The 15544-nt window shown below is 59.0% G+C and carries 15 protein-coding genes and 1 pseudogene; 12 read left to right on the plus strand and 4 right to left on the minus strand.

Annotation, left to right across the window (positions count from 1 at the left end):
* Positions 1–105 precede the first annotated feature (105 nt).
* The 9 genes from rbfA (at position 106) to ACP7DE_RS23385 (ending at position 9052) form a co-directional block, all read left to right on the plus strand.
* Entirely contained in the window at positions 106–528 is a 423-nt protein-coding gene (gene rbfA, locus ACP7DE_RS23345) for a 30S ribosome-binding factor RbfA (protein WP_034782531.1), read from the plus strand.
* A 2-nt stretch (positions 529–530) separates the two neighbouring features.
* Complete coding sequence (truB, locus tag ACP7DE_RS23350) at positions 531–1466, plus strand: tRNA pseudouridine(55) synthase TruB (protein WP_426074318.1); 936 nt, start codon at positions 531–533, stop codon at positions 1464–1466.
* A gap of 205 nt (positions 1467–1671) precedes the next feature.
* Complete coding sequence (gene typA / locus ACP7DE_RS23355; RefSeq protein WP_426074319.1) at positions 1672–3504, plus strand: translational GTPase TypA; 1833 nt, start codon at positions 1672–1674, stop codon at positions 3502–3504.
* 167 nt (positions 3505–3671) lie between these two features.
* Positions 3672–4622, plus strand: coding sequence for a tRNA dihydrouridine(20/20a) synthase DusA (gene dusA / locus ACP7DE_RS23360; RefSeq protein WP_426074337.1), 951 nt, complete (start codon positions 3672–3674; stop codon positions 4620–4622).
* Positions 4622–5086 (plus strand): hypothetical protein, encoded by a 465-nt coding sequence (locus ACP7DE_RS23365; RefSeq protein ID WP_426074320.1) that lies wholly within the window; start codon positions 4622–4624, stop codon positions 5084–5086. The genes dusA and ACP7DE_RS23365 overlap by 1 nt, the downstream gene beginning before the upstream one ends.
* Positions 5087–5604: 518 nt before the next feature.
* Positions 5605–7359: a methyl-accepting chemotaxis protein gene (locus ACP7DE_RS23370; protein WP_426074321.1), complete on the plus strand. Its 1755-nt coding sequence runs from the start codon at positions 5605–5607 to the stop codon at positions 7357–7359.
* Positions 7360–7419: 60 nt separating this feature from the next.
* Complete coding sequence (locus ACP7DE_RS23375; RefSeq protein WP_426074322.1) at positions 7420–7767, plus strand: energy transducer TonB; 348 nt, start codon at positions 7420–7422, stop codon at positions 7765–7767.
* Positions 7768–7935: 168 nt separating this feature from the next.
* Positions 7936–8508, plus strand: coding sequence for a hypothetical protein (locus ACP7DE_RS23380; protein ID WP_426074323.1), 573 nt, complete (start codon positions 7936–7938; stop codon positions 8506–8508).
* Positions 8509–8668: 160 nt separating this feature from the next.
* Positions 8669–9052: a hypothetical protein gene (locus tag ACP7DE_RS23385; RefSeq protein WP_426074324.1), complete on the plus strand. Its 384-nt coding sequence runs from the start codon at positions 8669–8671 to the stop codon at positions 9050–9052.
* A gap of 101 nt (positions 9053–9153) precedes the next feature.
* Here the strand turns inward: ACP7DE_RS23385 and ACP7DE_RS23390 are convergent, their stop codons facing one another.
* From ACP7DE_RS23390 to ACP7DE_RS23405, 4 genes are all read right to left on the minus strand, one after another.
* A complete protein-coding gene (locus ACP7DE_RS23390; protein ID WP_426074325.1) occupies positions 9154–9369 on the minus strand; it encodes a hypothetical protein in 216 nt (71 codons plus the stop codon).
* Between the two features lie 38 nt (positions 9370–9407).
* On the minus strand, positions 9408–9857 hold the full coding sequence (locus tag ACP7DE_RS23395) for a hypothetical protein (RefSeq protein WP_426074326.1): 450 nt from the start codon (positions 9855–9857) through the stop codon (positions 9408–9410).
* Positions 9858–10115: 258 nt separating this feature from the next.
* On the minus strand, positions 10116–10775 hold the full coding sequence (locus ACP7DE_RS23400) for a PEP-CTERM sorting domain-containing protein (protein ID WP_426074327.1): 660 nt from the start codon (positions 10773–10775) through the stop codon (positions 10116–10118).
* Between the two features lie 339 nt (positions 10776–11114).
* Positions 11115–13235, minus strand: coding sequence for a TonB-dependent receptor family protein (locus tag ACP7DE_RS23405; protein WP_426074328.1), 2121 nt, complete (start codon positions 13233–13235; stop codon positions 11115–11117).
* 286 nt (positions 13236–13521) lie between these two features.
* Here ACP7DE_RS23405 and ACP7DE_RS23410 point away from each other — a divergent pair, with 286 nt between their 5' ends.
* The 3 genes and pseudogenes from ACP7DE_RS23410 to ACP7DE_RS23420 all read left to right on the plus strand — a co-directional run.
* Positions 13522–13968 carry a response regulator gene (locus ACP7DE_RS23410; RefSeq protein WP_426074329.1) on the plus strand — a complete coding sequence of 149 codons (447 nt, stop codon included), beginning with the start codon at positions 13522–13524 and terminating at the stop codon, positions 13966–13968.
* Positions 13969–14347: 379 nt separating this feature from the next.
* Positions 14348–14824 (plus strand): hypothetical protein, encoded by a 477-nt coding sequence (locus tag ACP7DE_RS23415; RefSeq protein WP_426074330.1) that lies wholly within the window; start codon positions 14348–14350, stop codon positions 14822–14824.
* Positions 14825–15295: 471 nt separating this feature from the next.
* Positions 15296–15424, plus strand: a pseudogene (locus ACP7DE_RS23420) (transposase); the annotation flags it as partial.
* Between the last annotated feature and the right edge of the window lie 120 nt (positions 15425–15544).

A 15544-nucleotide genomic window follows, 5' to 3' on the forward strand; every position in this document is an offset into this window, starting at 1 on the left:
ACAATGGCGCGGACATAGTGTTGTCCGCGCAAACACGTGGGGCGCATTGGTCAACGGGCAACCGTTTGACTCATGCGCCCTGCGGCACTTAGGACAGCATATATCATGGCTAAACATAGCAAAACCATGCCAGCGCGCGGCTTGCGCGTGGCCGACCAGATCCAGCGCGATCTGGCTGAAATCGTCGCCTACGAATTGAAAGACCCGCGCGTGGGCACGATGATCACCATCACCGAAGTGCAGATCACGCCCGATTACGCACATGCCAAGGTGTTTTTCACGATGTTGAAAGACAGCAAGGAAGCCATCAAGAACACCACCGAAGGCCTGATGGCTGCGTCTGGTTTCATCCGTGGCTTGCTGGGCAAGCGCCTGCATATCCACACCCTGCCGATGTTGCATTTCGTGCACGATAGCTCGACTTCGCGCGGCATGGAAATGTCCTTGCTGATCGATAAGGCCAACGCCACGCGTGCGGCGGATGCCGAGCCGGACGAAAAGCCAGCAGACAAAGCGGACGAGCAATAAGCGTGGCAGGTCCGAAGAAACCGCCCGGCATCAAGCGGGTGCGCGACCTGGTCGATGGCGTATTGCTGTTGGATAAGCCGGTGGGCTGGTCCAGCAACGATGCCCTGATCAAGGCCAAGCGCGTGCTGAATGCGAAAAAAGCGGGCCATACGGGCACGCTGGATCCGTTCGCCACGGGCTTGCTGCCGCTGTGCTTTGGCGAGGCAACCAAGTTCTCGCAGGACTTGCTGGAAGCCGATAAAACCTACGAAACCCTGGTGCACCTGGGGCAGACGACGGATACGGGCGACACGGAAGGCGCAGTGTTGGAAACGCGCGACGTGCATGTGACGCCGGAGCAGATCGAAGCCGTGCTGGCGCAGTTCCGCGGGCCGATTTTGCAGACGCCGCCCATGTACTCGGCCTTGAAACGCGATGGCAAGCCCTTATATGAGTATGCAAGGGCAGGCATCACCCTGGAGCGCGAGGCGCGCCCGGTGACCATCCACAAGCTCGAGTTCCTCGGCTATGAAGCGCCGTTCCTGAAATTGTCCGTGATGTGCAGCAAGGGCACGTACATCCGCGTGTTGGGCGAAGATATCGGCCATGCCTTGGGTTGCGGCGGCCATTTGAACGCCTTGCGCCGCACGCAAGTGGGCAGTCTGACACTCGATGGCGTCGTCACGCTGGAGGAGCTGACGGCGCATGCCGCGCCGTTGAGCTTGCTCGCGCCCGTCGATGCCTTGCTGTCGAGTTTCCCGGCAGTCCAGCTGACGCAAGAATTGGCCAAGCGTTTCCTGCATGGCCAGCGTATCGCGCTGGGCAAGGAAGACGTCGCCGTGCCGGCTGAACCGGGCAGGGTGCGCGTGTATCACGACAGCAAGCTGCTGGGTACGGGCCAGTTGCAGGAATATAGCATCCTGGCGCCAGAAAGGCTTATCGCCACGGCGCATCAATAAGTCACAGCAACGTCATCACCCAGCGATACTCTTCAACCAGTGTTGCTTTTTTAAACAAACCGTTCCCGACTGCGGGAGCCGCCAGCATTTTTAGATAGCGTTGCAACGCAACATGCTATACTACGCGGTTCCGGAAATAGATTAGCATTCGGGTATCTCGTACACCTTGTACGCACTCCGCAGTTTTTCAGTAACTACTACGACCATGTCAAATACAAAACGCGCAATTCGTAATATCGCCATTATCGCCCACGTTGACCACGGCAAAACCACGCTGGTGGATCAGCTGCTGCGCCAGTCCGGCACCTTCCGTGAAAACCAAGCGGTCGACACCCGAGTCATGGACTCGAACGACCTGGAAAAGGAGCGCGGCATTACGATTCTGTCGAAGAACTGCGCTGTTGAGTACGAAGGCACCCACATCAACATCGTCGACACCCCAGGCCACGCCGACTTCGGCGGCGAAGTGGAACGCGTCCTGTCGATGGTTGACTCGGTATTGCTGCTGATCGATGCACAAGAAGGCCCGATGCCGCAAACCCGTTTCGTCACGCGCAAAGCGCTGGCACTGGGTCTGAAGCCTATCGTGATCGTCAACAAGATCGACCGTCCAGGCGCACGTCCGGACTGGGCCATCAACCAGACGTTCGAACTGTTCGACAAACTGGGTGCTACCGAAGAACAACTGGACTTCCCTATCATTTACGCTTCGGGCCTGAACGGCTATGCCGGTCTGACCGAAGACGTGCGCAGCGGCGACATGAAGCCGATGTTCGATGCGATCCTGCAACACGTGCCTGTCCGTGATGACAATCCGGAAGGCCCGCTGCAGATGCAAATCACCTCGCTCGACTACTCGTCGTACGTCGGCAAGATCGGCATTGGCCGCGTCAACCGCGGTACCGTCAAGGTCGGCCAGGACGTGCTGGTCATCAACGGTCCAGGCGCCACGCCTGTCAAAGGCCGCATCAACCAGGTGCTGAATTTCAAGGGTCTGGAGCGCGTGCTGGTAGACGAAGCGGTTGCCGGCGACATCTGCCTGATCAACGGTATCGACGAAATCGGCATCGGTTCGACCTTGTGCGCACTGGATACCCCGGAAGCGCTGCCGATGCTGACCGTCGACGAGCCAACCCTGACCATGAACTTCATGGTCAACAACTCGCCACTGGCTGGCCGCGAAGGCAAGTTCGTGACCTCGCGTCAATTGCGTGACCGTCTGGACCGCGAACTGAAAGCCAACGTTGCTCTGCGCGTAGCGCCGACCGACGACGACACGATCTTTGAAGTATCGGGCCGCGGCGAATTGCACCTGACGATTCTGATCGAAAACATGCGTCGCGAAGGTTTCGAGCTGGCCGTATCGCGTCCGCGCGTGGTCTACAAGATGGTCGATGGCGTGCGCCACGAGCCGTTTGAAAACCTGTCGGTCGACGTTGAAGAAGTCAACCAGGGCGGCGTCATGGAAGAGCTGGGCCGTCGTCGTGGCGACCTGCAAAACATGGAATCGGATGGCAAGGGCCGCGTGCGTCTCGAGTATCTGATCCCGGCGCGTGGCCTGATCGGCTTCCAGGGCGAATTCATGACCTTGACCCGCGGCACCGGCTTGATGAGCCACGTATTCAACGAATACGCGCCAGTCGACAACACCCGTGGCGAAATGGCTGGCCGTCGTAACGGCGTGCTGATCTCGCAAGATGACGGCGCCGCTGTTGCCTACGCCCTGTGGAAACTGCAAGATCGCGGCCGCATGTTCGTGGTCCACAACGATCCAGTGTACGAAGGCATGATCATCGGTATTCACTCGCGTGACAACGATCTGGTCGTCAACCCGATCAAGGGCAAGCAGCTGACCAACGTGCGTTCGTCGGGTACCGATGAAGCAGTGCGCCTGGTACCACCAGTGCAAATGTCGCTGGAATACGCGGTGGAATTCATCGCCGACGACGAACTGGTTGAAATCACGCCAAAATCGATCCGTCTGCGCAAGCGCTTCCTGAAAGAAAACGAGCGTAAGCGCGCCGGCCGCGACGCGTAATTGTTGTAGTGGCGTGGCGCTGCGTCGCCGCGCCAACCAGACCCGCTGTGCTTGCATGACCTTGCGGTGATGCGACGCAGCGGGTTTGCCGTTCTGGATTCCCTTTTTGTAGCGAGCGTATTGTGACTGTCCCAACCCTGCCTTCCCGCCGCCTGTCCGTTGCCCCGATGATGGACTGGAGCGACCGCCATTGCCGCAAGTTCCACCGCGAAATCACGCGCCACACCTGGCTCTACACCGAAATGGTGACGACGGGCGCGCTGGTCTACGGCGACGTGGAACGCCATTTGCGTTTTAATGAGGAAGAGCATCCGGTGGCCCTGCAGCTGGGCGGCAGCGACCCGAAGGACCTGGCCACCAGCGCCAAGCTCGGTGAGCAGTGGGGCTATGACGAAATTAACCTCAATTGCGGTTGCCCGTCCGAGCGCGTGCAAAAAGGCGCGTTTGGCGCCTGCCTGATGGCCGAGCCGCAACTCGTGGCCGACTGCGTGAAAGCCATGCGCGACGTAGTCGATATCGACGTCACCGTGAAGCACCGCATCGGCATCGACGACAGCGAGTCGTATGACTTCGTGCGCGATTTCGTGGGCACCGTGGCCGATGCCGGCTGCAAGACATTTATCGTGCATGCGCGCAATGCCATCCTGAAAGGCCTGAGTCCGAAGGAAAACCGTGAAGTGCCGCCCCTCAAGTATGACTATGCCTACCGCTTGAAGCGTGATTTTCCGCAATTCGAGTTCATCATCAACGGCGGCATCAAGACGCTAGCTGAAATCGACCTGCACCTGCAGCACCTGGACGGCGTGATGCTGGGCCGCGAGGCGTATCACAACCCGTACGTGATGGCGCAGTTCGACCAGCGCTATTACGGTGACGACACGCCCGTGAAGACGCGCGAGCAAGTGCTCGAGGCGATGATTCCGTATATTAGTGCGCAGCTGGAGAAGGAAGCGGGGCGGCTGAAGTTGAACAGCGTCACGCGCCACATGCTGGGCCTGATGCAAAACCTTCCCGGCGCGCGCGGCTTCCGCCAGACCCTGTCGGATTCGAAGAAGCTGGCCTCGGGCGACCCGCGTTTGCTGCTGGAAGCGGCGGCGCGATTGTCGCTGCCTGGCTGATGAGCAGCGACTGCCACAGCCTTGCGCACCAGATTGGCGGCTACTTGCTGGCCGTCAGCGCGCTGAAGGATGACGGCAGTCTCTTCCGGTGCTCCTATCTGGGCGCGCTGCCGCCGCAGGCGTCCTTTGACGCGCTGTGCCGCGCGCTAAAGATAGCGCCGGACGGCTTGCGCCTGCAGCCGAGCGTGACGGTCGTATGCAGCGGCGCCTTGTGCACGCCGCGCCAGTGGCTGCTTGAGCGCTTGAACCCGATGAGCGAGGCCGACCTCCAGCCGCTCGACGCGCGTCTGTTCGACGGTTTCGAGCGCGAACTGGCCGAGCTGCTGGGCAGCGAGCCGCACTGGTATCAACTGGTATCGTCGGGCCAGCGCAGCCTGGCCGGTCAATTGGGCGCCATCTGGAGCGTCTTTGTCTTTGGCACAGAGTGCCACGCCTATGTAATGCATTGCAGCTGGGACCGCTGATCCAACTTGTCTATACCGCTGTCCCGGGGCAGTGGTATTGTCCGCACTCCCCCTTCCTCTGAGCACCCCTCCCAAAACGATGTCACTGGCTATGCCATGTGTTGTAAATGCGCTGTTTCGGCGCCGGCCCGCACTGCCGTGGGGCATTTCTAAGGGGCAAGAAACGGCGTTGTTGCCATTTCCCCGAAGAAAGTTAATCAGGCATTTATTCAGGTACTTATTGCTTGCTTTGAGGCAAAATTTACACCTATAATTGATTATAGACAAATATTTCTCATATGAATGTTTGATGCTGATCTCACATCAATCGTGTCAGAAATTCAGTGTGTGGGATAAATTTGCATTCGCAGTCACTGGCGTTTTCAGGGCTGTTGTAGACCAGGAAGTACCCCAGGCTGCGTGCGGCCGGATACCGCCAGCATACCAATGGGTAAGGGCGGATACCGGTGTTGCGCGGCCTTCGTCTTGTCGTGCCGGGCAAAAATTCTTATCAATAGTTTCATTTACGAAGAGCCGAAATGAATTTAGCAAAAATGAAGGTTGGTACCCGCCTGGGCCTGGGATTCGCCCTGGTACTGGTTCTGCTGGTGGCCGTGACCGTCCTCGGCATCGCGCGCATGGCGCAAATCCAGGAACGTCTCGATCACGTGATCAATGTCAACAACGTCGTCACCCGCCTGGTGATCGACATGCGTGGCAACGTCAGCGACCGCATTACCTCGCTGCGCATCCTGACCCTGATGACCGACGCGGGCGATATGGAACCGGAAATGGCGCGTATCAAGACGCAGACCAGCACCTATCAGGAAACGCAGAAGAAGCTCGAAGAGAAATTCGCCGTCGAGTCGACTGCTGAAGAAAAAGCCCTGCTGACTTCGATCAAGGAATACGAAGCGGCCGCCATGCCGGCCATCGCCAAGGCATCCGCACTGTGGATGGCCAACGACGCGGAAGGCGCCACACGCGTGATGATCAAGGAAATCCGGCCGGTACAGAAAAAATGGATGGAGGCGCTGGAGCAACTGGCCACCCTGGAAGACAAGCTCAATGAGCAGATGCAATCGGATGCCCGCAAGGCCTTCGACAGCGCGCGCCTGTTCATGATCATCCTCGGCGTACTGGCCGTGGCGATGGGCGTGGCGGCGGCACTGGTGATTACCCGTGGCTTGCTGAAACAGCTGGGCGGCGAGCCTGACTACACTGCATCGATCGCCGGCAGCATCGCCAATGGCGACCTGTCGATCGGCATCCACACCCAGCCTTCCGATACGTCCAGTCTGCTGGCGGAAATGAAGGAAATGCGCGATAGCCTGGTGGGCATCGTCGGCCAGGTACGCGTGGGCACGGAAACCATAGGCACGGCGTCGCGCGAGATCGCCGACGGCAATATCGATTTGTCGTCGCGCACGGAAATGCAAGCCAGCGCGCTGGAAAAAACGGCGTCGGCCATGGAAGAGTTGACCTCGACCGTGAAACAGAATGCGGACAATGCGCGGGAAGCCAACAAGCTGGCCGCCACCGCTTCGGACGTGGCCTTGAAGGGCGGCTCCGTGGTGTCGCAAGTGGTTGACACCATGAGCTCGATCAATGAATCGGCGAAGAAAATTGTCGACATCATCGGCGTCATCGATGGCATCGCTTTCCAGACCAATATCCTGGCGCTGAATGCGGCCGTGGAAGCGGCGCGTGCCGGCGAGCAAGGCCGCGGCTTTGCCGTGGTGGCCTCGGAAGTGCGCAACCTGGCCCAGCGTTCCGCTGGCGCCGCCAAGGAAATCAAGATCCTCATCGACGATTCGGCCGAGAAGACCGAACGCGGTACGCGCCTGGTGGGCCAGGCTGGCGTGACGATGGGCGAAGTGGTCGACAGCGTGCGCCGCGTAACCGACATCATGAGCGAGATCGCCAGTGCCAGCCAGGAGCAAAGCGCCGGCATCGAACAGGTCAACCTGTCGATCATCGAAATGGATGGCATGACGCAACAAAATGCCGCGCTGGTGGAGCAGGCGGCCGCTGCGGCGCAAAGCTTGCAAGACCAGGCGGCCGAACTGGCCCACGTGGTCAGCATCTTCAAATTGGTCGAGGGCGAAGAGAAGCCGGCAGCGTATGTGCCGGCCCCCGTGGCTAGCGCACCCGTCGCCGTGCGCAAGCCGGCGCCGGCATTGCGTCCGGTGAAGTCGCTGACCCGCAAGGCCGAAGCGGCCGCTCCCGTGGCTGCCGCGGCGCCACGCAAGGCGGCAGGCGCCGGCAGTAATGACGAGTGGGAAGAGTTTTAAGCGCGGCCAACAGCGCACAGGAAATTGTAGTTACCGTATCTGATAATCATGGGGAAGCACATGTTTGAGAATAAGCGTTTGATGAGTGTTGCAGCAGCCTTGCTGGTGTCCGTTTCTTCCGTCGCCTTCGCGGCCGAGGTACCGGCGTCGTTCGATGCCAAGAACTGCAAGGCCGACTATCCAAAAGCCTCGTTGATGAACGAAGAGCAAGGCACCGTGTCAATGTCCTTCCTGGTGAATGCCGATGGCAGCGTTGCCGATTCGAAAGTCGACAAGAGCAGCGGCTTCAAGAACCTGGACAAGGCCGCCATCAAAGCCTTGTCGGCGTGCAAGTTCAAGCCGGGCACCAAGGATGGCGCCGCGGCGCAAACCTGGACCAAGGTCGATTACGCCTGGAAGCTGGACTGATCCACGCATCGCCGGGAGCGTCGTTCCCGGCATGGCCGTATCCGCTACGGGCGGCGCCTGCAAGGGTGCCGCCCGTTCTGTTATGTGTGCCAGCCAACGGCGCTGTCGCCGCCGATTCTGTTACCCTCGAAACATACCTTCGGGATATCCCACCACAAGAGGCTTACCATGCAGCGCATCCTGACACTCTCCTCCCTGGCCGCCACCGGCTTGCTGCTTTCCGCCTGCGCGTCGCTGGGCACGCCTGCGGGCTTGCAGGCGGGGCAGACCGTGGCCGTCGTGAATAGCCTGAGCTGGGACAATCCCCTGACGGGTAAGCGCGACGGCGTGCGCACCAGCTGGCCTATCAAGGATGGCAAGATTGCCCCAGAATATTTTCCGCTGGCGCAATTGAAGCAATGCGAGGCGGGCGGCAAGTCTTGCGCCTGGGGCGTGATGCGGGCACAGCGCAGCGCGCCCACGCTGAGCTTTGTGGACGGCGGCGTGGACTTGGCGTTGAACGTGTTGATCGACGTGGCGCGACGCCAGGATGCGCGCCAGGGCGAGATGCAAACGGCAATGGCGATTCCGCAGGATGTGGCCGCGCTGGCTGGCCGGCAACAGTTGCAGCCCAGCTGGAAATTGAAGTATGGCAAAGTCGAGCAGGTCGAGCTCGATTACGGCGTGCGCTACCAAGTGTGCGTGCAACGCTACGATGCCGCCGGCAAGGTCATCGATACTTGCGCGATTCCATTTATTTGAGGAAACATGCCGCGCGGGCCGCTTGTGGCGGCTTGTGGCGGCTTTGCCACATTTCATGTTGCGGCGTGCGTCGGGGTGTAACAATCGGTAAAAGGGCAGCAAAACACGGCGTAATTTCTTATAGTACTTAATTAAGGTAGTACAGATTAGGAGAATTGCGATGAAAACCCTGTTGGCAGTAATGTCGCTGGCCGCCTTGGGTGGCTGCGCCGTGGCGCCCCCCGGTCCCGCGTATTACGGTTCGCGCGCGCCACAGGGCGCCTACAATCCCTATGAGTGGCACACGGTCTCGTCCGAGCCGGTGCAGTCAGGCCGTGTGATGAGCGCGCCGCGCGTGGAATACACGAATGAACCCGTGTATGTGCAGCGGCAGCCTGTGTACGTGCAGCAGCCCGTGTACATGCCGGCGCCCGTGTACGCGCCGCAACCGTATTATTACAATCCGCCCGTGACGATCGGGCTGGACTTCATGTTTGGCTTTGGGCGCTACGGTGGACACCGCGGCGGCTGGGGCGGCCATGGACGCTACCACGGCCGGCGCTAGACGCTAGCCGCAGACAGCATTGCTAGCAAGTGCGCGTCGTGCTGCGTGAAATGCGCAGCAGGGCGCGCATTGTCATTGGCGGGCGCTGCCGGGAAGTTGAATCAGTGGAAATATACCGAGCTCTGGTGCAGTACGTCCGCCGAGCACAGTATGTACATCGCCGCCGCTGCCAGACCTATTTGCAAGGCGCCAAAGCTGATCGGGATGAGGCGGGACATGTCGTACTCCTGAATTGTGTGAGGTGTTGTCAGGCTTTCATCATAGGATGAGTTGATGCCCTTGGGCATCGGATGAATGTCCGCCACCATGTAGGACAATACCTCGTGCCTGGCGCGCTGCCTTGTCCTCCGGCCGCTTAGCGGTTTTTCCAGCGCACTACAGGCTCTTCCGGCGCCGTGTCAGGCACGTTCGAGATCGCCAGCCAGTGCGTCAGGCGTTCCGGATGCTTGAGATTGATGCCCATGCCATCGATGATGCCGACCTGTTCCAGCATGCGTGCATCGATCTTCGCCTTCGACACCGTGGGCGCTCCCATGACCATGCGGTCATACGCCTTGCGCGCCTTGTGTTCCCACTTGTGCAGATTGCTTTCGTCGAAACGGTTCGCTTCGAAGTACACGGTCAAGGTGCCATCGAGGTTGCCGAAGCCGACAATGCCCGCGCCCTTGCGAATGGTGGTGGTGTTGGCGATGTCAAATTCCGTTGTGGGCACGAAAATGCCGGCGCGGCCATCGATGTCGGGACGTCCCACGGGTGTTTCCTTGCCGTAGGAACTCGTTTCGGTGATGGGTTTTTCTGCTGACATGGTGCGTGTCTGGTGGCCGTGCCGGGAGCGCAATCGTGCCCGGCAGCGCCAGTCATCCTGTTCAAAAAATGCGTGCTGATGATCAGGGCGGGGTAGGGGCCCTGGCGGAGCGATGCTTGGCATTGCTTGATACCCCGCTATTGTAGCGTCAATTTAATTCTTCTTGGCAACATTTCCTGAGAATTATGCCCTGGTTTTCCATGAAAAAAGCCGCCCGGCCAGGCGGCGGGGCGGCTGTTGCGCGACGACTGTTCAGATTCAGGCAGCTGTCTTGCGGCGTGCCATGAAACCCAGCAAGCCCAGACCCAGCAGCATCATGGCGTAGCTTTCCGGTTCTGGCACGGCGGCCATCACGGAGACATTGTCCAGGTAGGAGCCGTACGTGGGCGCGGAGACCGGACCGATCGATTCGAAGCGCAGCACGGTCGAGCTACCCAGCGCCGTCAGGTTCTGGTTGTAGCTTTGCCACACACCGCCGGTGTTGCCGACCAGTGCCGTCGGGGTCAGCAGGGTGGAACCCCAGTACACGTTCATCAGGCTGTTAGCGCCGCCAGCCGTATTAGGACGTCCCGAGTAGGCAAACGACAGTGCATACGTGCCGCCGGCGGTGGTGCCGATGGCTTGCGATACGGAGGTCAGCTGGTCGGTATTGAGTTCCAGGTATTGCGTGCCGTTGGCGGCGACGGGATTGAATCCGCCCTGGCCGCCTTGCGTGGCGCCTTTCTGGATTTCAAAGGCCGAGTTGCCGCTGGCCGATGAAGTCCAGCCTGTCACGCTGCTGAGCGGGGCCCAGGCTGAGGCGATGACGTTGTTTTCAAAACTGCCATTGACCACCAGTTCGGTCGCGGCGTTGGCGGCACCAGCGGTGGCCAGGGCGGCCAGTGCGGCGATCTTGAAGAGAGTGGCAGGCGTTTTCATGAGTGATCCGTTTTAGTTGGTTAAAGATTAATTTGATTTTCTAAATGACATTTAAAGAATATCACCAAAACTCACATAAAGAATAGCCGCCAGATAAAAATAAATGCAATTGTGAAATCATTTATATCTACAAGGCAATGAATTTCCATGCTGAATTAATTACAACGTCACTCCAGAGGGAACTGTGCCTTGGTGCTGCTTGCACCACAGTATTTTTGTGACATCAGCGCGTAAAAAAACCTGCATCGTTACAACAACGATGCAGGTTTTTTCATGCCGCAAACGTACGTGGCTGCATATCGTTTCGATAGACACCGCCGCGCGCATGGGATCAAAACGTCAGAACGCCAGGCGTCCTTGCAGGTAGACCATGCGCGGCGCGCCCACCATCTTGCCCAGGTTGCCGTCCGACGTGCGCGTGAAGTAACGCTTGTCGCTCAGGTTGTTGATGCCGGCGACCAGCTCCAGGCCGTTCTGCCCCGGCACTTTCCATTTCACTTGCGTGTTCCAGGTACGGAAGCCGGGAATGGTGCCCAGGTTGCCGGCTGCATTTTCCGCCACGGTGTTGGCTTCGTCGGCGAACTGACGGCTCTGGTGGCTGCTCGACAGGTCGAAACCCCAGGCGCCTAGCTGGTAGTGGGCGCCGACGGTGTCCGTGGTGCGCGAATAGAAGGGCACGTCATTGCCCGCGTTCACGCCATCCTGCAAGGTGGCCTTGGTGTAAGTGTAGGTGGTGTAGGCGTTCAAGCCGGCCAGTGGGCCGGACTTGGCGAAATGGTAGTCGATGGCCGATTCCAGGCCCCGGTGATGTGTGGCGCCCACGTTGTAGAAGACAGCGTTATCGCCGCTGCCGACGGACTGGATCTGGTTATCGAACTTGATGTTGAACAAGGTCGCTTCGGCCGACAGCTGGCCACTCTTCCAGCGCGCGCCCAGCTCGGCCGTCTTGGCCAGTTCCGGCTGCAACGGATTCTTGCTGGACTGTGAGTTCAGCTGCGTATTTTGCACGGCGCCAAACGAGCTGTTGTAGTTGCTGAACAGGGTCACGTTGTTGTTGAGCAAGTAGGCCACGTTCAGCGAGGGCAGGGCCTTGTTGTTGAGCAACTTGATCTTCTGGTCGGTCGGCAAGTGGTTGTAGCGTTCCGTCTTGATGTGTTCGTAGCGCACGCCGGGCGTGATGCGCCAGGCGCCGATGGCGATCTTGTCATCGATATACACGGCCTGTGCATCGGTGGCATTGTCGGCGAAGCGCGTCGGCTTTTGTTGTACGCCGCTGGCGATGACCACGTTGTAGATGGTCTCGTCGGCCCGTTCAACCAGGTAGCGGTAGCCGACGGTGATGTCCTGCGATACCTTGCCCTTGATGAAGCGCTGCGTGTAGCGTGGCTCGATGGCCGTCGTTTCATAGTTGCGCGGCTGGTGGCCCAGGCCCGTGCGTCCGGCATTGATCAGGATGCTTTCGCGCGAACTCTTGTTGTAATAGGCGCGCACTTCCACTTCCTGCGTGCCGGACAGGGCATTCAGGTAGCCGATGTCGAAGGCCTTGCGCTCGCCGTTCCAGTAGTCGGTCGGGCGTGTGTTCTGGAACGGGTCGGCCTTGTACTGGGCGGCGGTCAGGCCGCCCGGCGTGCGCGACGTCACGTCATAGTAGGACAGCTTGCCGTACACCTCGGCCGTCGGGCTCAGGTCGTAGCGGAATTTGAGGGCGAAGTCGTTGACTTTTTCATCGCTGCCCACGCGCCAGTCGCTGCCGCGGATGCCGGAATACAGCACCGCCAGGCCCAGGCCGCTGTCGAGCTGGGTGCCGGCAAAGACGCTGGCTTGCGTGTTGTGGCCCACTTCGCTGTACGCGTTGTAGCGCACGCTGGCGTCGCCCGTGACGCCTGGCGTGGTGGGCACGCGGCGCGTCTTGAAGTTGATGATGCCGCCCACGTTTTGCGGGCCGAAGCGTACGGCGCCGCCGCCGCGCACCACGTCGATCGTCTCGACATTGGCCAGGCTGACGGGCGCGAACGACAGTTGTGGCTGGCCATACGGCGCCACCGACATCGGGATGCCATCGAGCAACACCGTGCTGCGCGGCGAATAGCGACCCGCCAGGCCCCGCACGCCGATATTCAGGGAGATGGCGCTACCGGCGCTGCCCGAGTTGTCGCTGATCTGCACGCCGGGAATGCGGCGCATCACGTCGCTGAGGCTCGATGCGCCCGAGTTCTCGATGTCGTCTTTTTGTACCACCGTGCGGGCGCCGGCGAAATTTTTCGTACTGGCGGCCATGCTGGTGCCCAGCAGGTTGCTGCTGACCTGGATGGATTCGAGGATGGGACCGGCGTTATCGGCTGTATTGGTCGAACTGGCGTCCTGTGCCTGCGCGGCAAGGGATGCGCCCAGGCAGGCAAGGGCAATGGCCAGCGCGCATGGGCGCAGCGAAAAGGGCAGTGGGGAAAGTGTGGCGGCCATGCATGGATCTCCGTAATGACAATGTTTGCGCAGGCAATCAGGCGGCGCGCCAATATTGTGGCGTGGACATCCGGCGCAAGGGGATAAGAATGATAATGATTCTCATTTTATCCGTCAATCGCGCAAACTGCGTAGGGCAGGCTTTCGCCGGGGCATGGAAGGAAATGTTGCTGGCGCGGTACAGCGGGCGGCCAGGATTGCCGCTTGGCACCATTGCTGGGGTGCGGCGGCATTCCACGTGCTCTTGTATACTCCCGCTTTTGCAGCCGTCAGACGTGAAGGTACAATGAGCCAGACAACTGAAACGACACCAGGCAATTCCTCCGTGGAACGCCGCCAGGGCGACCAGCCGGCAAGTGCTGCGCGCAAACTCAATCTGCTGGTGGTCGACGATAACCAGGAAGTGGGCGAAGCGCTGGCCATGCTGCTCGAAGCGCTGGGCCACCATGCGGTGGTGGTGCGCAACTGGCAGATGGCCGTCGAGCAAGTCAAGCTGTGCGTGCCCGACGCCGTCTACCTCGATATCGAGATGCCCGGCATCAGCGGCATCGAAATCGGCCGCCGCCTGCACCACCATCCCGAGACGGCCAATGCCGTGCTGATCGCCGTCACGGGCCACAGCCTGCCCATGTATATGGACGATGCGTTGGCCGTGGGCTTCCGCCACTTCCTCGTCAAACCCGTGCGACTGGAAGACTTGGCAACGACGGTCCAGTCGGTGCTGGCGGGCTAGGTTTACGCGTCATCAAGCACTGCCTGGCGAGCCTTTGCTTACCTAGTTTGCTTGGGATTAAGCTGCCCCGCTTGCACGAAGAGGCTCCGTCCCGCAGGTGCCGGGATTGTCTCCGTATGCCATGCGCAAGCATACGCACGGCTTCCGCATCGAGTGTCTCTCGTTGCGTTCGCACAATTCTTGTTCCGAACGTGTTGCTATTGGCTCCAGGGGATTCTGGTGCCGTGAGCAAGCTGGCCAAACTTGTTGTGCGAGTGCCGGGGATTTTGGAAGTTGACATTCATACATATCCAAATGATCATGCGATAGTTTTATTGCTCGCTGGCAGTGTATTCGCACGGCCGGTGCATTCTCTGATATTGGTCTTTGAAGGGTGGGTATGAAATTTCTGAAGTGGTTGCTTATTGCTGTGGTGGTGCTCGTTATTGGTGTGCCATCGCTAATGGCTGCAGGTTATTATGTGCGTAACAAGATGGCCGGACCCGATGGCTGGGCAAAGGACGATGCCCTCAAGGCATTGAAGGCGAAAATGAAAGATCCCGATTCGACGGTGATCCGCTCCTCGTATCTCGTTCACAAGCGCAAGGATAGCGAAACGATGGAAATCGTCGTGTGCGGTATCGTTGACGGCAAGAATGGCTTCGGGGCATATACCGGCGGCACGCGTTTTGTTTCCGTCAGTGCCGATAATGAAAAGCTCAACACCTTTAACACGTATATTGTCGAGATGGATGAAGCCAGCATGCAGGACAGGGAGGCGTCAAAAAAAGGGATTTCCCTGACCTCGTTCGAGGAAGTGTACTGGAATGGTTATTGTGTCGATGCGCAGCACCCTGCGCTGGCGGCGAAATCGTAAAATCGGGCGACCCTGTGTGGGCTGACGGATAGTCTTGGCTGTCTGTCATTAACCTGTGCGATGATGCTCGCAAGGAATCATCCTGAAAATAAAAAAAGGTTACAAGCCGAAGCGTGTAACCCTTTGATTTTCTTACTTATTCTGTGGGGTGGCTGATGGGGCTCGAACCCACGACAACAGGAATCACAACCCTAGCGCTGAACAGAAATTTATTTTTATAAATCAAAGACTTAATAATTTAATCTTCCAAGGACGATGATTCTTTTCTCACCAGCCTATGCGGCCTGCAGCTTGCCCGTTGGAAGATTCGTAAGCATGCAATAAGACCGCCTCATGAGTATTCTCATTGACAAGATGCTATCTTAGTGGCCAACGGCAGAGTTCGGCCATAAGCCGCCGGACCAAACATAGGTACATGCGAACATCTTAGAACGTGTTCACAATCTATCCGAATAGCCGGATAATGGCGGTATGAGAAAGCCTTACGCCAGCGACATCAGTCGAGAAAAGTTTGAAGAAATCCTGCCGCTGCTGCAAAGCGTGAGGAAACGCACGAAACCGAGCACGGTGGACTTGTACGAAGTGTTCTGCGCGGTGCTATTGAGGTGTACTGTCAATAGCGGACACTCTTGTTTCAAGCCGCCTGTGGTTGTTTGCTGAATTTTTCAGCAAACAACGCGGGCGGAACATTGCCGAGGCGCGAGTGGCGCCGCTGGCGGT

This window comes from Janthinobacterium sp. DSP2-3-3 (assembly GCF_049897325.1).
Lineage (GTDB): Bacteria > Pseudomonadota > Gammaproteobacteria > Burkholderiales > Burkholderiaceae_D > Janthinobacterium.